30 protein-coding genes are annotated in these 17,178 nt (G+C 43.3%); all 30 read left to right on the top strand.

All coding sequences use genetic code 11. The annotated features are described in order from the left end of the window. Nucleotides 1-148: 148 nt before the first annotated feature. The 30 genes from ACRCA4_RS14345 to rplQ all read left to right on the top strand — a co-directional run bounded on the left by ACRCA4_RS14345 (nt 149) and on the right by rplQ (nt 16,639). Nucleotides 149-1,888 carry an acyl-CoA dehydrogenase gene (locus tag ACRCA4_RS14345; protein WP_433190081.1) on the top strand — a complete coding sequence of 580 codons (1,740 nt, stop codon included), beginning with the start codon at nt 149-151 and terminating at the stop codon, nt 1,886-1,888. A gap of 13 nt (nt 1,889-1,901) precedes the next feature. Further along, nucleotides 1,902-2,768 (top strand): phospholipase A, encoded by an 867-nt coding sequence (locus ACRCA4_RS14340; protein ID WP_433190078.1) that lies wholly within the window; start codon nt 1,902-1,904, stop codon nt 2,766-2,768. Nucleotides 2,769-2,988: 220 nt separating this feature from the next. Next, nucleotides 2,989-3,300, top strand: a complete 312-nt coding sequence (gene rpsJ, locus ACRCA4_RS14335; protein WP_008899121.1) for a 30S ribosomal protein S10 — start codon at nt 2,989-2,991, stop codon at nt 3,298-3,300. 29 nt (nt 3,301-3,329) lie between these two features. Further along, nucleotides 3,330-3,968, top strand: coding sequence for a 50S ribosomal protein L3 (gene rplC / locus ACRCA4_RS14330; protein WP_433190075.1), 639 nt, complete (start codon nt 3,330-3,332; stop codon nt 3,966-3,968). A gap of 18 nt (nt 3,969-3,986) precedes the next feature. Then, on the top strand, nt 3,987-4,592 hold the full coding sequence (gene rplD, locus ACRCA4_RS14325; protein ID WP_433190072.1) for a 50S ribosomal protein L4: 606 nt from the start codon (nt 3,987-3,989) through the stop codon (nt 4,590-4,592). Next, nucleotides 4,589-4,891: a 50S ribosomal protein L23 gene (gene rplW, locus ACRCA4_RS14320; protein WP_173502777.1), complete on the top strand. Its 303-nt coding sequence runs from the start codon at nt 4,589-4,591 to the stop codon at nt 4,889-4,891. The genes rplD and rplW overlap by 4 nt, the downstream gene beginning before the upstream one ends. 16 nt (nt 4,892-4,907) lie before the next feature. Beyond that, a complete protein-coding gene (gene rplB, locus ACRCA4_RS14315; RefSeq protein ID WP_433190068.1) occupies nt 4,908-5,732 on the top strand; it encodes a 50S ribosomal protein L2 in 825 nt (274 codons plus the stop codon). A 16-nt stretch (nt 5,733-5,748) separates the two neighbouring features. Further along, nucleotides 5,749-6,027 (top strand): 30S ribosomal protein S19, encoded by a 279-nt coding sequence (gene rpsS, locus ACRCA4_RS14310; RefSeq protein WP_019677720.1) that lies wholly within the window; start codon nt 5,749-5,751, stop codon nt 6,025-6,027. 10 nt (nt 6,028-6,037) lie between these two features. Continuing rightward, nucleotides 6,038-6,370: a 50S ribosomal protein L22 gene (rplV, locus tag ACRCA4_RS14305; protein WP_433190087.1), complete on the top strand. Its 333-nt coding sequence runs from the start codon at nt 6,038-6,040 to the stop codon at nt 6,368-6,370. Nucleotides 6,371-6,379: 9 nt separating this feature from the next. Continuing rightward, nucleotides 6,380-7,093 (top strand): 30S ribosomal protein S3, encoded by a 714-nt coding sequence (gene rpsC, locus ACRCA4_RS14300; RefSeq protein ID WP_433190064.1) that lies wholly within the window; start codon nt 6,380-6,382, stop codon nt 7,091-7,093. Between the two features lie 12 nt (nt 7,094-7,105). Next, the gene (rplP, locus tag ACRCA4_RS14295) at nt 7,106-7,519 is read left to right on the top strand and encodes a 50S ribosomal protein L16 (protein ID WP_433190061.1); all 414 of its coding nucleotides are present in this window, start codon (nt 7,106-7,108) and stop codon (nt 7,517-7,519) included. Continuing rightward, a complete protein-coding gene (rpmC, locus tag ACRCA4_RS14290) occupies nt 7,519-7,710 on the top strand; it encodes a 50S ribosomal protein L29 (protein WP_433190084.1) in 192 nt (63 codons plus the stop codon). Before rplP ends, rpmC begins: the two co-directional genes overlap by 1 nt. Beyond that, nucleotides 7,710-7,964: a 30S ribosomal protein S17 gene (gene rpsQ / locus ACRCA4_RS14285; RefSeq protein WP_433190058.1), complete on the top strand. Its 255-nt coding sequence runs from the start codon at nt 7,710-7,712 to the stop codon at nt 7,962-7,964. The genes rpmC and rpsQ overlap by 1 nt, the downstream gene beginning before the upstream one ends. Before the next feature lie 165 nt (nt 7,965-8,129). Further along, complete coding sequence (gene rplN / locus ACRCA4_RS14280; RefSeq protein WP_070047706.1) at nt 8,130-8,498, top strand: 50S ribosomal protein L14; 369 nt, start codon at nt 8,130-8,132, stop codon at nt 8,496-8,498. 9 nt (nt 8,499-8,507) lie between these two features. Beyond that, nucleotides 8,508-8,822, top strand: a complete 315-nt coding sequence (gene rplX, locus ACRCA4_RS14275) for a 50S ribosomal protein L24 (protein WP_433190055.1) — start codon at nt 8,508-8,510, stop codon at nt 8,820-8,822. 19 nt (nt 8,823-8,841) lie between these two features. Then, a complete protein-coding gene (gene rplE, locus ACRCA4_RS14270) occupies nt 8,842-9,381 on the top strand; it encodes a 50S ribosomal protein L5 (protein ID WP_433190052.1) in 540 nt (179 codons plus the stop codon). Between the two features lie 11 nt (nt 9,382-9,392). After that, the gene (gene rpsN / locus ACRCA4_RS14265; RefSeq protein ID WP_433190049.1) at nt 9,393-9,698 is read left to right on the top strand and encodes a 30S ribosomal protein S14; all 306 of its coding nucleotides are present in this window, start codon (nt 9,393-9,395) and stop codon (nt 9,696-9,698) included. A 21-nt stretch (nt 9,699-9,719) separates the two neighbouring features. Further along, nucleotides 9,720-10,112, top strand: coding sequence for a 30S ribosomal protein S8 (gene rpsH, locus ACRCA4_RS14260; protein ID WP_433190046.1), 393 nt, complete (start codon nt 9,720-9,722; stop codon nt 10,110-10,112). Between the two features lie 15 nt (nt 10,113-10,127). Beyond that, nucleotides 10,128-10,661 carry a 50S ribosomal protein L6 gene (rplF, locus tag ACRCA4_RS14255; RefSeq protein WP_433190043.1) on the top strand — a complete coding sequence of 178 codons (534 nt, stop codon included), beginning with the start codon at nt 10,128-10,130 and terminating at the stop codon, nt 10,659-10,661. Between the two features lie 9 nt (nt 10,662-10,670). Then, complete coding sequence (rplR, locus tag ACRCA4_RS14250; protein WP_433190040.1) at nt 10,671-11,021, top strand: 50S ribosomal protein L18; 351 nt, start codon at nt 10,671-10,673, stop codon at nt 11,019-11,021. Nucleotides 11,022-11,030: 9 nt separating this feature from the next. Beyond that, nucleotides 11,031-11,534: a 30S ribosomal protein S5 gene (gene rpsE / locus ACRCA4_RS14245; RefSeq protein WP_433190037.1), complete on the top strand. Its 504-nt coding sequence runs from the start codon at nt 11,031-11,033 to the stop codon at nt 11,532-11,534. A gap of 6 nt (nt 11,535-11,540) precedes the next feature. After that, complete coding sequence (gene rpmD, locus ACRCA4_RS14240; protein WP_433190034.1) at nt 11,541-11,723, top strand: 50S ribosomal protein L30; 183 nt, start codon at nt 11,541-11,543, stop codon at nt 11,721-11,723. A 3-nt stretch (nt 11,724-11,726) separates the two neighbouring features. Continuing rightward, a complete protein-coding gene (gene rplO / locus ACRCA4_RS14235) occupies nt 11,727-12,161 on the top strand; it encodes a 50S ribosomal protein L15 (RefSeq protein ID WP_433190031.1) in 435 nt (144 codons plus the stop codon). Nucleotides 12,162-12,176: 15 nt separating this feature from the next. Continuing rightward, nucleotides 12,177-13,505 carry a preprotein translocase subunit SecY gene (gene secY, locus ACRCA4_RS14230; RefSeq protein ID WP_433190028.1) on the top strand — a complete coding sequence of 443 codons (1,329 nt, stop codon included), beginning with the start codon at nt 12,177-12,179 and terminating at the stop codon, nt 13,503-13,505. Between the two features lie 21 nt (nt 13,506-13,526). Beyond that, nucleotides 13,527-13,640: a 50S ribosomal protein L36 gene (gene rpmJ, locus ACRCA4_RS14225; RefSeq protein ID WP_074467396.1), complete on the top strand. Its 114-nt coding sequence runs from the start codon at nt 13,527-13,529 to the stop codon at nt 13,638-13,640. A gap of 131 nt (nt 13,641-13,771) precedes the next feature. Beyond that, nucleotides 13,772-14,128: a 30S ribosomal protein S13 gene (gene rpsM, locus ACRCA4_RS14220; RefSeq protein ID WP_070047695.1), complete on the top strand. Its 357-nt coding sequence runs from the start codon at nt 13,772-13,774 to the stop codon at nt 14,126-14,128. A gap of 15 nt (nt 14,129-14,143) precedes the next feature. Continuing rightward, nucleotides 14,144-14,533, top strand: a complete 390-nt coding sequence (gene rpsK, locus ACRCA4_RS14215; RefSeq protein WP_433190023.1) for a 30S ribosomal protein S11 — start codon at nt 14,144-14,146, stop codon at nt 14,531-14,533. Nucleotides 14,534-14,566: 33 nt separating this feature from the next. Beyond that, nucleotides 14,567-15,187 carry a 30S ribosomal protein S4 gene (rpsD, locus tag ACRCA4_RS14210; RefSeq protein WP_070047693.1) on the top strand — a complete coding sequence of 207 codons (621 nt, stop codon included), beginning with the start codon at nt 14,567-14,569 and terminating at the stop codon, nt 15,185-15,187. A gap of 24 nt (nt 15,188-15,211) precedes the next feature. Then, the gene (locus ACRCA4_RS14205; protein ID WP_433190019.1) at nt 15,212-16,201 is read left to right on the top strand and encodes a DNA-directed RNA polymerase subunit alpha; all 990 of its coding nucleotides are present in this window, start codon (nt 15,212-15,214) and stop codon (nt 16,199-16,201) included. 39 nt (nt 16,202-16,240) lie between these two features. Continuing rightward, nucleotides 16,241-16,639 carry a 50S ribosomal protein L17 gene (gene rplQ / locus ACRCA4_RS14200; protein ID WP_433190016.1) on the top strand — a complete coding sequence of 133 codons (399 nt, stop codon included), beginning with the start codon at nt 16,241-16,243 and terminating at the stop codon, nt 16,637-16,639. Nucleotides 16,640-17,178: the final 539 nt, after the last annotated feature.

Raw genomic sequence — 17,178 nt, 5'->3', positions numbered from 1 at the left:
TATAAAATAAGCCTTAAGCCTCCCTCAGAGAGTTAATATCTGCGGATATTGAAGTCAAATTATAGTAATAACTCTAATTCAAACGCTTGTTTGAAAACAGTCCATGTGCCATGATTAAAATATACTATTCTTAATAGGAACTTTAACTATGAGCCAATATAAAGCCCCGATAGATGATATTTGTTTTAACTTATTTGATGTATGGCAATTAAATAGTTATTGGCAAGGTCAAAACCAATTAAAAGACCAGCTAGATACAGAAACTGCTAAAGCGATAGTTGAAGAAGCAGCAAAAATTTGTGAGCAAGAGATCGCGCCTTTTTCAACCCAAGCGGATCAACAAGGTATTAAATTACAAGATGGTAAAGTTAGAGTACCTGAACACTACCATGGAGCATATAAAAGTCTATGCGAAGGTGGTTGGACAGGGCTTAGTGGTGATCCCGCTTATGGTGGGATGGGCATGCCTAAAGCATTATCTATGATGGTTGATGAAATGCTTTGTAGCGCTGATGTCGCATTTTCATTATATCCTGGCCTGACTGCAGGTGCCTGCGTTGCTTTGCTTCAACACGCTAATGATGAAATTAAATCTGATTATTTACCTAATTTATACAGTGGCAACTGGTCTGCCACTATGTGTTTAACAGAATCACACGCCGGTACAGATTTGGGCATTATGCGCACTACCGCTAAGCCTAATACAAATGGAAGTTATCAGATTACTGGCAGTAAAATCTTTATTACCGCCGGCGAGCATGATTTAACTGAAAACATTATCCATCTCGTTTTAGCTAAGTTGCCAAACGCACCTGCCGGTAGTCGCGGAATTTCATTATTTTTAGTGCCTAAATTTCTGCCCGATCAAGCCAATAACTTCAGGGTACGTAATGGGGTTACGGTTGGTTCGATAGAGCATAAGATGGGAATTAACGGTTCGGCAACCTGTGTTTTGAACTTTGATAATGCCACCGGCTACTTAATTGGCCAGCCAAATCGAGGCTTGTCCTGTATGTTTACGATGATGAACTATGAGCGGCTATCAATGGGAAGTCAAGGCTTAGGCGTTGCTGAGCGTGCGTATCAAAATGCCTTAGCTTATGCCAAAGACCGGCTACAAGGGAGGGATACAGAAACAGATGCAACTAAGGCAGAACCAATTATAGTCCATCCTGATGTTCGAAGAATGTTATTAGACATTAAATCAATGAATGAAGCGGGTAGAAGTTTTGCAACATGGGTGGCCTCGTTGTTAGATAAAGCAAAATATGATCAATGCGAAAATTCAGCCAGTATAGCCAACTTATTAACACCTATTACTAAAGCTTTTATGACTGATCAGGGATTTAGTGCAGCTGTTACTGCACAGCAAATATTTGGCGGTCATGGTTATATTAAAGAATGGGGCATGGAGCAACTAGTTAGAGATGTGCGTATTGCTCAAATATATGAAGGGACCAACGGCATTCAAGCATTAGATTTTATGCAAAGAAAAGTTGTTGCAGATAAAGGCAAAGTATTAAAGTCATTACTGTTAAAAATTAAAGATGAAATGTCGGCAAATCCACTAGGTGAAACTCAGAATTTAATTGCTTATATAGATAAATGCAGTGACATTATTGATCTCATCATTTCGGCAGACACGCGTATTCAAAATGCCAATGCCAATGATTTTTTACAACTAATATCATACATACTATATGGTTATATGTGGTATAAAAACATCGCCGCGTTAAATGAGACTAATCATGGTGAAAATTTTATAATATCGAAGAAAACAACAGCAGAGTATTATATGCGCCGGATTTTACCAAAAGCGTCCGGCCTTATAGCGGTTATTCAACAAACACCATCTATGATGGATACCCTAGACACTGACCAATTTTAAGTGATAAACATTTATGAAAATATGGCTAATCTTTATAGCTGCTATTACGTTCGCATCATCAGCTTCAGCAGCTGATGCATTAGAAAAGCGATTAAAGGCTGAGGAATGGAGCGCCTATCAACCCTTCACCTTACTGCCACATAATAATAACTATTTGATGCCGTTTACCTATGTTGATGGAATAAGATCAAATATAAGTCAAGACGGAGTGGTGGCACCTGCGGACAATATTGAGGCTAAATTTCAATTAAGCATCAAAACGCCTTTATGGACTAAAATTTATAAAGACCAAGGCTATCTATTTTTTGCATTTACTCAGCAAGCGTATTGGCAAGCCTATAATGATGAAGTGTCTTCACCTTTTCGTGAAACAAATTACGAACCCGAGCTAATTTTAACCTTACCTCATTATGCTAATGTTAATGAGGCGGCAAGCCGGATTATTAGCTTAAGCCTATCGCATCAATCTAATGGCCGCTCAGGAATTGAATCGCGCAGCTGGAATAGGCTAAAGCTAAGTTGGGTGACTTCAATAGGTAATGTATTTGTTAACTTTGAGCCATGGTATCGTTTCAACGAACGCAGAAAAACCTCTGTAGATGATCCTAAAGGGGATGATAACCCAGATATAAGAGAATATATGGGATGGTTTGAATTATCTGCAGCTTATAAGCAAGACGATGCAACTTGGCGTATGATGGTCAGACACAACCTTAGAGCTGAAGGGCGAGGCGCGGTTAAATTATCATACTCAATACCTTTTAATGATCATATTAGGTTTTATGCCGAAGGCTTCACGGGTTATGGTGAAAGTTTAATTGACTATAATCGCTCGGTAACTCGATTTGGTATCGGCTTTGAGTTAAACGATATTTTATAGCTTAAATTGTAGTCAGGTCTTGCGTTATTTATTTAACGCAGTATAATGCGCGGCCAGTCTAGTTTTATTGACTGGCGCGAAAGACAGCTTAAAGCTTGTTTTTTGCCAACAGTGCTCCCGATTGGGGAGCAAATGTTACTTTGGTGCATGGGCATCTTCCTTATATGGGAGGTATGCTTGTGTTTATTTTTGCTCTTTTTGCTCTTTGAGGCTTTGATTTATGAGTAATCAAAGGATTCGCATCCGTCTGAAAGCGTTCGATCACCGTTTGATCGATCAGTCAACCATGGAAATCGTTGACACAGCTAAGCGTACGGGCGCACAGGTACGTGGTCCTATCCCACTTCCTACTCGCCAGGAACGTTTCACTGTATTGATTTCTCCTCACGTAAATAAAGATGCACGTGATCAGTACGAAATCCGTACCCACAAGCGTCTAATCGACATTGTTGAGCCAACAGAAAAAACTGTTGATGCTTTAATGCGCTTAGATTTGCCTGCTGGTGTTGACGTTCAAATCAGCCTGGGCTAATCAGACAGGTTTATAGAGAGGTTTAGGATATGGCTATCGGTCTAGTCGGTCGTAAAGTGGGAATGACTCGCATCTTCACTGAAGACGGCGTTTCAATTCCAGTAACCGTAATCGAAGCGACACCAAACCGCGTTACTGCTGTTAAAACAGCAGAAACTGACGGTTACAGCGCACTGCAAGTGACTGCTGGTTCTGTTAAGGCAAGCCGCCTGAACAAACCAGACGCAGGTCAATTTGCTAAAGCTGGTGTGGACGCTGGTCGTGGTCTGTGGGAATTCCGCCTAACAGATAACGAAGGTGCTGACATTGCAGTTGGCAACGAAATTACAGTTGAAATTTTCGCTGAAGCGAAAAAAGTTGATGTGTCTGGCACATCAAAAGGTAAAGGATTCCAAGGTGTTGTAAAACGTTGGAACTTCAGTACCCAGGATGCTACGCACGGTAACTCTTTATCACATCGTGCACCAGGTTCTATTGGTCAAAACCAATCACCAGGTAAAGTATTTAAAGGTAAAAAAATGGCTGGCCACATGGGCGCTGAACGGGTAACTGTACAGTCGCTAGAAGTGGTTCGTGTTGATGCAGAACGTAACATCTTGTTAGTAAAAGGCGCAGTGCCTGGTGCTATCGGTGGTGACGTTATTGTTAAACCAGCTGTAAAAAGCTAACGTCTGAGGAGATAAGTGATGGAATTAGCATTACGAGACGCTCAAGGCGTTCTTGAAGTTTCTGAAGCTACCTTTGGACGTGAGTTTAATGAAGCTTTAGTACACCAGGTCGTTGTTGCTTATGCAGCCGGTGCTCGTCAGGGTACTCGCGCACAGTTAACACGCTCTGAAGTACGTGGTGGCGGCAAGAAGCCATGGCGTCAAAAAGGTACTGGCCGCGCGCGTGCTGGTACAATCCGCAGCCCAATCTGGCGCGGAGGCGGTGTAACATTTGCGGCTAAGCCACAAGATCACAGCCAAAAAGTAAATCGTAAAATGTATCGTGGTGCGATTCAAAGCATCTTGTCTGAATTAGTGCGTCAAGAGCGTTTAATCGTGGTGGAGAATTTCGCCGTTGAAACGCCAAAAACCAAAGAATTAACTGCAAAGTTAAAATCTATGGAATTAAAAGACGTATTAATCGTGACTAACGAAGTTGATGAGAACCTGTTCTTATCAGCACGCAACCTGTACAAGGTAGACGTGCGTGACGTACACGGTATCGACCCGGTCAGCTTAATCGCCTTCGACAAAGTGGTAATGACTGCAGCTGCAGTTAAACAACTTGAGGAGCTGTTAGCATGATTCGCGAAGAACGTTTACTGAAAGTTATTCTAGCGCCACATGTATCTGAAAAGAGCACTGTGTCAGCTGAAAAACACAATACAGTCGTTTTCAAAGTAGCCACTACTGCGACTAAAGCTGATGTTAAAGCAGCAGTTGAAAAACTGTTCGAAACTGAAGTAGTTGGTGTACGTACTGTTAATGTTAAGGGTAAAGCCAAGCGCACTGGTGCGCGTATGGGCAAACGTAGCGATTGGAAAAAAGCTTACGTTACTCTTAAAGAAGGCAGCGAAATCGATTTCGTTGGCGGCGCTGAGTAAGAAGAGGAGTTAGGAAATGGCACTTATGAAGTGTAAACCTACGTCACCAGGTCGTCGCCACGTTGTTAAAGTGGTTACTCCTGACCTTCACAAAGGCAAGCCTTATGCGCCTTTGTTAGAAAAGTTAGTGAAAACTGGTGGTCGTAACAATAATGGCCGTATCACTACCCGTCATATCGGTGGTGGTCATAAGCAACATTATCGTTTAGTCGACTTTAAACGTAACAAAGATGGCATTCCAGCCAAAGTTGAACGTTTAGAATACGATCCTAACCGCACTGCAAATATTGCATTAATGTTATATGCAGACGGCGAGCGTCGTTATATCCTTGCACCTAAGGGCTTGAAAGCAGGTGATACTCTGCATTCAGGTATTGATGCGCCAATCAAAGCAGGTAATGCTTTGCCATTGCGTAACATTCCAGTAGGTCAGGTTGTTCACAACATCGAAATGAAGCCTGGTAAAGGTGGTCAAATCGCTCGTTCAGCTGGTGCTTTTGCTCAGATCTTAGCGCGTGAAGGCCAGTACGTTACTCTGCGTTTACGCAGCGGTGAGGTACGTAAAGTATTATCAGATTGCCGTGCTACTATCGGTGAAATTGGTAACGCTGAACACATGCTTCGTCAATACGGTAAAGCAGGCGCAATGCGCTGGCGTGGTATTCGTCCTACCGTACGTGGTGTTGTAATGAACCCAGTGGACCACCCACACGGTGGTGGTGAAGGTAGAACATCTGGTGGTCGTCATCCAGTATCCCCTTGGGGCGTACCGACGAAAGGCTACAAGACTCGTTCAAACAAGCGTACTGATAAACTTATCGTACGTCGTCGTGATAAATAATTTGTGAGGAATTGCCATGCCACGTTCTCTCAAGAAAGGTCCATTTATTGACCTTCACTTGCTGAAGAAGGTAGAGAAAGCGTTGGAAAGCGGAGACAAGAAGCCTATTAAGACTTGGAGCCGTCGTTCAATGATCATACCTGATATGATCGGTTTGACCATCGCTGTCCATAATGGTCGTCAACATGTACCAGTGTTTGTCTCAGAAGAGATGGTTGGTCACAAGCTAGGTGAATTTGCACCTACTCGTACTTACCGCGGTCATGCAGCCGACAAAAAGGCCAAGAAGCGCTAAGGGGTAAATGATGCAAGCATTAGCTAAACACAAATTTGCCCGTTCTTCTGCTCAAAAAGCTCGTTTGGTTGCTGACCAAGTGCGCGGATTGCCAGTAGATAAGGCGTTGAATATATTAACTTACAGCCCGAAAAAAGCTGCTGAGTTAGTTAAAAAGGTACTTTTATCAGCCATTGCTAACGCCGAGCACAACGAAGGCGCGGATATTGATACGTTAAAAGTGAAGACCATCTTTGTAGATGAGGCTCCTTCAATGAAACGTATCATGCCACGTGCTAAAGGTCGTGCTGATCGTATCGTTAAGCGTAATAGCCACATTACAGTGGTTGTAGCTGATAACTAGGAGATAGAAATGGGACAGAAAGTACATCCTAATGGTATTCGCCTAGGTATCACTAAGCCATGGAGCTCAACCTGGTTCGCGAGTACGAAAGATTTTCCGGATTTCTTAAACGGTGACTTTAAAGTTCGTCAATATTTGACTAAAGAACTTAAAGCAGCGTCAGTTAGCCGGATCGATATAGAGCGTCCAGCTAAGAGCATTCGTGTGACTATTCACACAGCTCGTCCAGGCGTGATTATCGGTAAAAAAGGTGAAGATGTTGAAAAGATCCGTAAGCAAGTAGCAGCAATTGCTGGTGTACCTGCACAGATCAACATCTCAGAAATTCGTAAACCTGAGCTTGATGCTAAGTTAGTTGCAGATTCAATCTGTAGCCAATTAGAGCGTCGTGTAATGTTCCGTCGTGCTATGAAGCGCGCGGTTCAAAACGCCATGCGTATTGGTGCTAAAGGTATTAAAGTTGAAGTTAGCGGCCGTTTAGGTGGCGCAGAAATCGCACGTACTGAATGGTACCGCGAAGGCCGAGTGCCACTGCACACGTTACGTGCTGATATCGACTACAATACTTCAGAAGCACTAACTACTTACGGTATCATTGGTGTTAAAGTTTGGATATTCAAAGGCGAGATCTTAGGAGCTCTACCATTGAATGCAAACGCTAACAACGCCAACAATAATAACCAACCTAAAGCGCCGAGAAAACCGGCACGTAAGGCTAAGTAGGGGTATTGAGCGATGTTGCAACCAAAACGTACAAAATTTCGTAAAGTGCACAAAGGTCGTAACCGTGGCTTGTCCCTGGTTGGCGATAAAGTATCTTTCGGTACTTATGCATTGAAATCTGTAGAACGTGGTCAAATGACTTCACGTCAAATAGAAGCTGCTAGACGTGCTATGACACGTGCTGTGAAGCGTGTTGGTAAAATCTGGATCCGTGTGTTCCCAGACAAGCCAATCACTTCTAAGCCGTTAGAAGTACGTATGGGTAGTGGTAAAGGTGCTGTTGATCACTGGGTATGTCAGATTAAACCTGGCAAAGTCCTGTATGAAATGGACGGTGTGTCTGAAGAATTAGCACGTCATGCATTTACATTAGCAGCGGCAAAGCTACCATTTAAGACAACCTTTGTAACGCGGACGGTAATGTGATGAAAGCCAGCGAATTAAAAAACAAAAGTGTTGAAGAGTTAAATGCTGAACTATTAAGCCTTTTACGTGAGCAGTTCAACCTGCGCATGCAATTAGCTACCGGTCAGCAAGCTCAAACGCATTTAATTAAGCAGGTGCGTCGCAGTATCGCGCGCGTTAAGACTATCTTAACCCAGAAGGCAGGTGCGTAATGACAGAAAAAAATATTCGTACACTGCAAGGTAAAGTAATCAGCGACAAGATGGACAAGTCTATTGTTGTTGCGATTGAGCGTTCAGTGAAGCACCCAATTTATGGGAAATTCATGAAGCGTACTACCAAGCTGCACGTACATGATGAAACAAATCAATGTAAAGAAGGGGACGTAGTTACAATTCGTGAATGCCGTCCACTTTCTAAGACTAAGTCTTGGACATTAGTTGAAGTAGTCGTAACAGCATCTTAAGTAATTAAGATATTAAAAACGGCTCCATGCGGGGCCGTTTTTTATTTTTAAGCTACCTTTTTGTAAAGAGTGCTGTTATAATCACGCGCCCTCTTTGTAAGAAGGGTAGTTTTTAACAAAAGCGTAACTCGAAAGGGTTATTTAGTATAATAGCGGAGCACTAAGATGATCCAGATGCAATCTATGCTGGAAGTCGCAGACAACAGCGGCGCGCGCAGCGTAATGTGTATTAAGGTCTTAGGTGGTTCACATCGCCGTTATGCTGCAATTGGTGACGTCATCAAAATTACTGTTAAGGAAGCAATTCCTCGCGGTAAAGTTAAAAAAGGTGATGTACTAAATGCAGTGGTGGTGCGTACACGCAAAGGCGTACGCCGTCAAGACGGTTCTTTAATCCGTTTTGATCGCAATGCAGCAGTGTTGTTAAACAGCAAGCTGGAACCGATCGGCACACGTATTTTCGGGCCAGTTACTCGCGAACTTCGTGGCGACAAGTTTATGAAGATCGTGTCTTTGGCACCAGAAGTACTGTAAGGAGTCACCATGGCTAGTAAAATCCGTCGTGATGATGAGGTTATTGTTCTTACTGGTAAGGACAAGGGTAAGCGCGGTAAAGTTACTAAAGTATTGGTAGCTGAACAACGTGTTTATGTTTCCGGCGTTAACTTGGTTAAAAAACATCAGAAGCCTGTACCGGCTCTGAATCAACCAGGTGGTATCGTTGAGAAAGAAGCCTCGATTCATGTTTCAAACGTAGCGATCTTTAACTCTAAAACGAGTAAAGCAGATCGTGTAGGTTTCCGCCTTGAAGACGGCAAAAAAGTCCGTTTCTTTAAGTCGAATAACGAAGTAATTTAATTGCTATTGGAGTAATACGATGGCGAAACTGCATGAAATTTATAAAGACACCGTAGTCCCAGAACTGTTTAAACAGTTTGGCTACACTAGCGTCATGCAAGTCCCTCGGATCGAAAAAATCACACTTAATATGGGTGTGGGTGAAGCAGTTGCTGATAAAAAAATCCTTGAAAACGCTGTAGCTGATTTAACAGCTATCTCTGGCCAAAAGCCATTAGTGACCAAGGCACGTAAATCAGTAGCTGGTTTTAAAATCCGTGAAGGCTACCCTATTGGCGCAAAAGTGACCCTGCGTGGCGAACGTATGTGGGAATTCTTAGAACGTTTAGTTTCTATCGCAATTCCACGTATTCGCGACTTCCGTGGTGTAAATCCTAAGTCATTTGATGGCCGTGGTAACTACAGTATGGGTGTACGCGAGCAAATCATTTTCCCAGAAATCGACTATGACAAAGTAGATGCAGTACGTGGTTTAGATATCACTATTACAACTACAGCGCGTACCGATGATGAAGGACGTGCTTTACTTGCCGCGTTTAACTTCCCATTCAAGAAATAAGGTGTAGGGTCATGGCAAAACAATCAATGAAAGCACGTGAAGCAAAACGTGCACAACTGGTAGCCAAGTTCGCTGCAAAGCGTTTTGAACTTAAAGATAAAATTGCTAATCCAGCGACTTCTGATGAAGACCGTTGGTCTGCAGTACTTAAGTTACAAACGCTGCCGCGTGATTCAAGCCCTTCACGCCAACGTAATCGTTGTCGTGTAACAGGTCGTCCACACGGGTATCTTCGTAAATTCGGCATGAGCCGGATCAAGATCCGTGAAGCGGCGATGCGCGGTCAAATTCCTGGCCTTCGTAAGGCTAGCTGGTAAGAATCACGGGAGTAACGAGCTATGAGTATGCAAGATCCAGTAGCAGATATGTTTACTCGCATCCGTAACGGCCAATCGGCTAATAAAGTTGCGGTTAAGATGCCATCTTCTAAGTTGAAGGTGTCTATTGCGAAAGTATTAAAAGACGAAGGTTACATCGCCGATTATGCTGTATCTGGTGAAGTTAAACCAGAATTGGAAATTACTTTAAAGTATTTCCAAGGCAAATCAGTAATTGAAACTATCGATCGTGTTAGTCGTCCAAGCTTACGTATCTATAAGAAACGTGGCGAATTACCAAAAGTAATGGGTGGTTTAGGTGTAGCAATTGTATCTACTTCTAAAGGACTAATGACTGACCGTGCAGCGCGCAAGGTTGGAATCGGTGGCGAAATTATCGGCTACGTAGCGTAACGGAGGTAGTAATCTATGTCTCGTATTGCTAAGGCCCCAGTCACTATCCCAGCCGGCGTAACTTTTACGCAAAACGGTCAAGAAGTGTCTGTTAAGGGCAAAAACGGCGAGTTAGCATTAAATGTTAACCCTGCAGTTGAAATTGTCGTAGAAGATGGTGTATTACGCACTGTACCTCGCGAAGGTTTCGTAGACGCTTATGCGCAAGCGGGTACTGCCCGTTCATTAATCAACAACCTTATTATAGGTGTTAACGAAGGTTTCACTCAGAAACTTGAGTTAAATGGTGTTGGTTACCGTGCAAAAGCAGATGGCAAAGTTTTAAATCTGAGCCTTGGTTTTTCTCACCCAGTCGTGTACGAGATTCCAGAAGGAATCACCATCGACACGCCTAGCCAAACAGAAGTTATGGTTAAAGGTGCAGACAAACAGTTAGTAGGTCAGGTTGCCGCAAACATCCGGGCATACCGTAAGCCAGAGCCTTATAAAGGCAAAGGTGTACGCTATGCAAATGAAAACGTGCGTCGTAAAGAAGCGAAGAAAAAGTAAGGTAGGACGATGGATAAGAAACTTGCTCGTCTGCGTCGTGCCAAACGCACTCGCAGAAATATTATCGAACAAGGTGCGAATCGCTTGGTTGTACACCGTACACCACGTCACATCTATGCTCAGCTTATCGCGCCAAATGCTGAAGTGATTGCTACTGCTTCTACTGTAGAAACAGCAATCCAAGAGTCACTGAAGTACACTGGTAACGTTGATGCTGCTAAAGCTGTAGGTAAAGCGATTGCCGAACGTGCAGTAGCCAAAGGCGTTACTGCTTGTGCTTTTGACCGCAGTGGTTTTCAGTATCATGGTCGCGTACAAGCTTTAGCTGACGCGGCTCGTGAAGCCGGTCTTCAGTTCTAGGAGTAGCTCATGGCTAACGAAGAAGCTAAACAACAATCTGATTTACAAGAAAAGCTTGTTGCAGTAAACCGCGTGTCTAAAGTTGTTAAAGGTGGTCGGATTTTCTCATTCACCGCTTTAACCGTGGTTGGTGACGGTAATGGTCGCGTTGGTTTTGGTTATGGTAAAGCACGTGAAGTTCCAGCTGCTATTCAAAAAGCAATGGAAAAAGCACGTCGCAACATGACCCAGGTAGAGTTAAATGGTACCACTTTGCATCACCCAGTTAAGGGTGTGCACTCTGGTTCGAATGTATACATGCAGCCAGCTGCTGAAGGTACAGGCTTAATCGCCGGTGGTGCAATGCGCGCCGTACTTGAAGTTGCCGGTGTTCATCACATTCTTTCTAAGTGTTACGGCTCTACTAACCCAATCAACGTAGTTCGCGCTACTATCAATGCGTTGGCGTCTGTTAAGTCGCCTTCACAAGTAGCAGCTAAACGCGGTCTGCGCGTTGATGACATATTGGGGTAATCTGCCATGGCTAAGAAAACAATTAAAGTAACCCAACTGAAGTCTAGCATCGGTCGTTTACCGAAGCACAAGGCTTCATTAAAAGGGTTAGGCTTACGCCGCATCGGTCATACTGTCGAACTTGAAGATACACCTTCAGTTCGCGGTATGGTAAATGCCGTGTATTACATGGTTAAAGTGGAGGAGTAACAGATGCTATTAAATACTATTGCTCCGGCCCCTGGTGCAAAAAAAGATAAACGCCGTGTTGGCCGTGGTATCGGTTCAGGCTTAGGTAAAACTGCGGGTCGTGGTCACAAAGGTTTGAAATCACGTTCTGGTGGTAAAGTGCGTCCAGGTTTCGAAGGCGGTCAAATGCCATTGAAGCAACGCTTACCTAAGTTCGGTTTCACATCTCAGAAGTCTTTAGTGACTGCTGAGGTTCGCTTGCACGAACTTGCCGCTGTGAAAGGTGATGTTGCCGATTTAGCTAGTCTAATGGAAGCTAACATTATTTCTCGCAACGTGAAGTTTGCTAAAGTTGTACTTTCTGGTGAGATTTCTCGTCCAGTAACCGTAAAAGGTTTAAGTGCTACTAAAGGCGCGCGTGCAGCTATCGAAGCCGCTGGCGGTAAAGTCGAAGAATAATAAGGATAGTACGCGATGGCAAAACCAGGTTCGGACTCAAAAAGTGCAAAAGGCGGTTTCAGCGAATTAAAAGCTCGCCTGTTATTTGTACTTATAGCTATAGTCGTATTTCGACTAGGCTCCTTTGTGCCAATTCCTGGAATTGACGCCGCCGTGCTGGCCCAGTTATTCGAGCAGCAAAAAGGTACCATCGTTGAAATGTTTAACATGTTCAGCGGTGGTGCTCTTGAACGTGCATCTGTATTTGCGTTGGGTATTATGCCCTACATCTCAGCTTCAATTATCGTGCAACTGTTATCGGTGGTACATCCTGCGTTAGCAGAGCTGAAAAAAGAAGGTGAGGCTGGAAAGCGTAAAATTAATCAAATGACACGTTACGGTACCTTAGCACTTGCTACCTTACAGGCAATTGGTATAGCCACTGGCTTGCCGAATATGATGCCAGGGTTAGTAATTAATCCAGGCTTTGCATTTTATTTCACAGCAGTAATTAGTTTAGTTACTGGAACCATGTTTTTAATGTGGTTAGGTGAACAAATTACAGAGCGCGGCATTGGTAATGGTATCTCATTGCTAATCTTTACCGGTATTGTTGCGGGCTTCCCGTCGGCCATTGGTCAGACGATAGAGCAGGCACGTCAGGGCGATTTGCACTTCTTATTGTTGGTAGCAATCGGTGTTATTGTAGTTGCGATTACGTGGTTTGTGGTGTTCTTTGAGCGCGGTCAACGTCGTATCGTAGTTAATTACGCAAAACGTCAGCAAGGCCGTCAGGTATTTGCTGCTCAAAGTAGCCATTTACCATTAAAGGTCAATATGGCAGGCGTAATACCTCCGATTTTTGCATCCAGCATTATTCTGTTCCCTGGTACCATAGCCAGTTGGTTTGGTTCTGGTGAAGGCATGCTGGCTAATTTCTTACAGGAATTAGCACTAACATTATCTCCGGGACAACCGTTGTATATGATGTTATACTCAGCGGCCATTATTTTCTTCTGTTTCTTCTATACTGCGTTGGTATTTAATCCACGTGATACAGCAGATAACTTAAAGAAATCTGGCGCTTTCATCCCAGGTATTCGTCCGGGTGAGCAGACTTCAAAATATATTGATAAAGTAATGACACGATTAACCCTAGCGGGTGCCTTGTATATTACCTTTATCTGTTTAGTACCTGAATTTATGATGGTGGCATGGGACGTTCAGTTCTACTTTGGCGGGACATCTTTATTGATTATCGTTGTTGTTATCATGGATTTTATGGCACAGGTTCAGACTCACTTGATGTCTCATCAATATGATTCTGTCCTTAAAAAGGCAAATCTTAAAGGCTATGGCCGTTAAGATACTTTCGGAGTTTAAGTTATGAAAGTAAGAGCTTCCGTTAAGAAGATCTGCCGTAACTGCAAAGTGATTAAACGTAATAGCGTTGTTCGCGTAATTTGCAGTGAGCCGAAGCATAAACAACGCCAAGGCTAATAGCAGAAAATAATAAAACGGGCTGAACTGAAAAGTTTAGCCCGGTTATTGTTTGCAATATAAGCGCAATTTGAGTATCCTTACGGGCTTTTCAAATTGGCACCTTTTAATTTCATTATAGGAGAACGTTAGTGGCCCGTATCGCTGGCATTAACATCCCCGATAATAAGCATGCTGTCATCTCTTTGACATATGTTTATGGTATCGGCAAGACTCGCTCAAAAGCTATTTTAGCTGCAGTGGGTATCGAAGAAAGCATGAAAATTGCTGCGTTAACAGACGCGCAATTAGATACGCTTCGTGACGAAGTTGCTAAGTACACCGTTGAAGGTGACTTGCGCCGTGAAACTACGTTAAATATTAAACGTTTAATGGACTTAGGTTGCTACCGTGGTTTACGCCACCGTCGTAGTTTACCTGTTCGTGGTCAGCGCACTAAAACGAATGCGCGTACCCGTAAAGGTCCACGCAAAGCGATTAGGAAATAGGACGGAGTATAAGACATGGCAAAAGCACCAGTTCGTACTCGTAAACGGGTAAAAAAGCAAATTTCTGACGGTATGGCTCATATCCATGCTTCTTTTAACAACACCATCGTGACGATTACTGATCGTCAGGGTAATGCATTATGCTGGGCAACAGCAGGTGGTTCAGGTTTCCGTGGTTCACGTAAATCTACGCCTTTCGCTGCTCAGGTTGCTGCAGAACGCGCAGGTACTGCCGCGTTAGAATATGGTGTTAAGAACCTTGAAGTGTTTGTGAATGGCCCAGGCCCTGGCCGCGAATCAGCAATTCGTGCCCTTAACGGCGCTGGCTACAAAATCACAAATATCACCGACGTGACGCCTATTCCTCATAACGGATGTCGTCCACCTAAAAAACGTCGCGTGTAATTACAGCGCTTCACGGATTATTGGAGAAAGAAGATGGCAAGATATTTGGGTCCGAAGCTCAAACTTAGTCGTCGCGAAGGTACAGATCTGTTCCTAAAAAGCGGCGTAAGAGCAATTGATTCCAAGTGTAATTTAACCACAGCCCCTGGCCAACACGGCGCACGTCGTGCTCGTTTGTCAGACTATGGTTTACAATTACGCGAGAAACAAAAAGTACGTCGTATGTATGGCGTATTAGAAAAGCAGTTCCGTAATTATTATAAGGAAGCTGCTCGTTTGAAAGGTAATACAGGTGAAAACTTGTTAGCGTTATTAGAGTCTCGTCTTGATAACGTTGTATACCGTATGGGTCTAGCTAGCACACGTGCTGAAGCACGTCAGTTAGTAAGCCACAAATCGATCATGTTAAATGGTCGTGTGGTTAATGTACCATCACATACTGTATTGCCTGAGCAAGTTATTTCTGTACGTGAGAAAGCGAAGAAGCAAGCCCGTATCGGTGCTGCGCTTGAAATCGCTGGTCAACGTGAGAAGCCAACTTGGATCGAAGTTGATAATACTAAGCTTGAAGGCGTATTTAAGCGTCAACCAGAGCGTTCAGATTTGTCAGCTGACATCAACGAACAGTTAATCGTCGAGCTTTACTCTAAGTAAAGCTAAATGTTAAGAGAGGGTACAATGCAGGGTTCTGTCACCGAATTCCTTAAGCCGAGATTAGTTGGTATCGAAAAAATCAACCCAACTCGTGCCAAAGTTACTTTGGAACCACTAGAGCGCGGTTTCGGACATACCTTGGGCAACGCGTTACGTCGCATTCTATTGTCATCTATGCCTGGTTGCGCAGTGACTGAAGTAGAAATTGACGGCGTGCTCCATGAGTACAGCGCCAAAGAAGGTGTGCAGGAAGATATCATTGATATCCTTCTGAACCTGAAAGGCCTTGCCGTTCGCCTGGAAGACAAAGATGAAGTTACGCTGACTTTGACGAAAAAAGGTGCTGGCCCTGTAATTGCTGGAGATATCCAGCATGACGACGGTGTGGTTATCACCAACCCTGAGCACGTGATTTGTAACCTTACGGGTGAAACTGAATTCAGTATGCGCCTTAAAGTTCAACGTGGTCGTGGTTATGTTCCTGCATCAGCGCGTTTGTCCTCTGAAGATGACGAGCGTCCTATTGGTCGTCTGTTACTGGATGCCTCTTTCAGTCCGGTTGAGCGTATTGCTTATACCGTTGAAGCAGCGCGGGTAGAACAGCGTACCGACTTGGATAAACTGATTATCGATATGGAAACTAATGGCACAGTAGAGCCAGAAGAAGCCATCCGCCGTGCAGCAACAATTTTAGCTGAACAGTTAGAGTTCTTCGTTGAGTTGCGCGATAAGAGCGAGCCGGAAAAACGCGAAGAGAAGCCGGAGTTTGATCCGATTCTGTTACGTCCGGTCGATGATTTAGAATTAACAGTTCGTTCTGCGAACTGCTTAAAAGCAGAGCAGATACAGTACATTGGTGATCTGGTTCAACGTACCGAAGTTGAGTTATTGAAAACACCTAACTTAGGTAAAAAGTCACTTACCGAAATCAAAGACGTGTTGGCATCACGCGGGTTATCACTAGGCATGCGTCTAGAAAACTGGCCGCCAGCGAGTTTGGTAAATAAAGACTAATCAGATACCAGTCTCTGGTTTAGTGAGAAGGAATAGATCATGCGCCATCGTAAGAGTGGTCGTCAATTAAATCGGAACAGCAGCCACCGTACGGCAATGTTCCGCAATATGGCAAGTTCATTGGTGAAGCACGAAATCATCAAAACAACTGTGCCTAAAGCTAAAGAGTTACGTCGTGTGATCGAGCCATTGATCACATTGGCAAAAAATGACAGCGTTGCAAATCGCCGTTTAGCTTTTGCCCGTACTCGTGATAAAGAAGTAGTAGGTTTGTTATTTAATGTTTTAGGTCCGCGTTACAATGCGCGTCCAGGTGGTTACACTCGTATTATGAAGTGTGGCTTCCGTACAGGCGATAACGCTCCTATGGCTTACATCGAATTAGTCGATCGTCCAGAAGTGGAAGCGCTGCCTGTTGAAGAAACAGCTGCAGAGTAAGCTATAAAGCAATTAAAAAAGCCGGGTTAACCCGGCTTTTTTTATATCTGAAATTTGTTACAGTAAGTCTCTAATTTATACTGTCTTAATAACTAATATTTATTTCTTATTATTTTAATAGCGCTTAGATAATTGACAATGAATTACGTAGGACACGTCTAAATTGGCTGTTGATAATACTAAGTAGCGTTAGTTAAATTATTAGTCATTGTAATTAGTAATACATAATCTTCTCTACTATTCAACTTTCGACATTTTCGAAATACAAACTAATGCTTTTAAGCTGACCAAGAGTGAATAGGTATAAAAGCCTATTCATATGTACAGTTAAACTAGAACGACTGCGCGTAACTAGTCGATTTAGCTACTCAGAATGATCACTGAAGATGATCTTTGGCGATCAAACCACTTTAAATAGGTTATAACTGTCACATTTGATTATAAATCAAACAAAAAACAGTATAATTTAGCTGTTTTGATTATAAAGTAAGCATCCGATCATGTTTTGGTAAAATAGATCTTGATCAGTTGAATTAGAT

The organism is Rheinheimera sp. WS51 (assembly GCF_050936095.1).
Lineage (GTDB): Bacteria > Pseudomonadota > Gammaproteobacteria > Enterobacterales > Alteromonadaceae > Alishewanella.
This window is presented reverse-complemented; position numbering and strand designations above follow the sequence as displayed.

Bases quoted from the DNA above. Each gene is read 5' to 3' on its own strand.
- ACRCA4_RS14345 (WP_433190081.1), top strand. From the start codon at position 149: ATGAGCCAATATAAAGCCCCGATAGATGATATTTGTTTTAACTTATTT.
- ACRCA4_RS14340 (WP_433190078.1), top strand. From the start codon at position 1,902: ATGAAAATATGGCTAATCTTTATAGCTGCTATTACGTTCGCATCATCA.
- rpsJ (WP_008899121.1), top strand. From the start codon at position 2,989: ATGAGTAATCAAAGGATTCGCATCCGTCTGAAAGCGTTCGATCACCGT.
- rplC (WP_433190075.1), top strand. From the start codon at position 3,330: ATGGCTATCGGTCTAGTCGGTCGTAAAGTGGGAATGACTCGCATCTTC.
- rplD (WP_433190072.1), top strand. From the start codon at position 3,987: ATGGAATTAGCATTACGAGACGCTCAAGGCGTTCTTGAAGTTTCTGAA.
- rplW (WP_173502777.1), top strand. From the start codon at position 4,589: ATGATTCGCGAAGAACGTTTACTGAAAGTTATTCTAGCGCCACATGTA.
- rplB (WP_433190068.1), top strand. From the start codon at position 4,908: ATGGCACTTATGAAGTGTAAACCTACGTCACCAGGTCGTCGCCACGTT.
- rpsS (WP_019677720.1), top strand. From the start codon at position 5,749: ATGCCACGTTCTCTCAAGAAAGGTCCATTTATTGACCTTCACTTGCTG.
- rplV (WP_433190087.1), top strand. From the start codon at position 6,038: ATGCAAGCATTAGCTAAACACAAATTTGCCCGTTCTTCTGCTCAAAAA.
- rpsC (WP_433190064.1), top strand. From the start codon at position 6,380: ATGGGACAGAAAGTACATCCTAATGGTATTCGCCTAGGTATCACTAAG.
- rplP (WP_433190061.1), top strand. From the start codon at position 7,106: ATGTTGCAACCAAAACGTACAAAATTTCGTAAAGTGCACAAAGGTCGT.
- rpmC (WP_433190084.1), top strand. From the start codon at position 7,519: ATGAAAGCCAGCGAATTAAAAAACAAAAGTGTTGAAGAGTTAAATGCT.
- rpsQ (WP_433190058.1), top strand. From the start codon at position 7,710: ATGACAGAAAAAAATATTCGTACACTGCAAGGTAAAGTAATCAGCGAC.
- rplN (WP_070047706.1), top strand. From the start codon at position 8,130: ATGATCCAGATGCAATCTATGCTGGAAGTCGCAGACAACAGCGGCGCG.
- rplX (WP_433190055.1), top strand. From the start codon at position 8,508: ATGGCTAGTAAAATCCGTCGTGATGATGAGGTTATTGTTCTTACTGGT.
- rplE (WP_433190052.1), top strand. From the start codon at position 8,842: ATGGCGAAACTGCATGAAATTTATAAAGACACCGTAGTCCCAGAACTG.
- rpsN (WP_433190049.1), top strand. From the start codon at position 9,393: ATGGCAAAACAATCAATGAAAGCACGTGAAGCAAAACGTGCACAACTG.
- rpsH (WP_433190046.1), top strand. From the start codon at position 9,720: ATGAGTATGCAAGATCCAGTAGCAGATATGTTTACTCGCATCCGTAAC.
- rplF (WP_433190043.1), top strand. From the start codon at position 10,128: ATGTCTCGTATTGCTAAGGCCCCAGTCACTATCCCAGCCGGCGTAACT.
- rplR (WP_433190040.1), top strand. From the start codon at position 10,671: ATGGATAAGAAACTTGCTCGTCTGCGTCGTGCCAAACGCACTCGCAGA.
- rpsE (WP_433190037.1), top strand. From the start codon at position 11,031: ATGGCTAACGAAGAAGCTAAACAACAATCTGATTTACAAGAAAAGCTT.
- rpmD (WP_433190034.1), top strand. From the start codon at position 11,541: ATGGCTAAGAAAACAATTAAAGTAACCCAACTGAAGTCTAGCATCGGT.
- rplO (WP_433190031.1), top strand. From the start codon at position 11,727: ATGCTATTAAATACTATTGCTCCGGCCCCTGGTGCAAAAAAAGATAAA.
- secY (WP_433190028.1), top strand. From the start codon at position 12,177: ATGGCAAAACCAGGTTCGGACTCAAAAAGTGCAAAAGGCGGTTTCAGC.
- rpmJ (WP_074467396.1), top strand. From the start codon at position 13,527: ATGAAAGTAAGAGCTTCCGTTAAGAAGATCTGCCGTAACTGCAAAGTG.
- rpsK (WP_433190023.1), top strand. From the start codon at position 14,144: ATGGCAAAAGCACCAGTTCGTACTCGTAAACGGGTAAAAAAGCAAATT.
- rpsD (WP_070047693.1), top strand. From the start codon at position 14,567: ATGGCAAGATATTTGGGTCCGAAGCTCAAACTTAGTCGTCGCGAAGGT.
- ACRCA4_RS14205 (WP_433190019.1), top strand. From the start codon at position 15,212: ATGCAGGGTTCTGTCACCGAATTCCTTAAGCCGAGATTAGTTGGTATC.
- rplQ (WP_433190016.1), top strand. From the start codon at position 16,241: ATGCGCCATCGTAAGAGTGGTCGTCAATTAAATCGGAACAGCAGCCAC.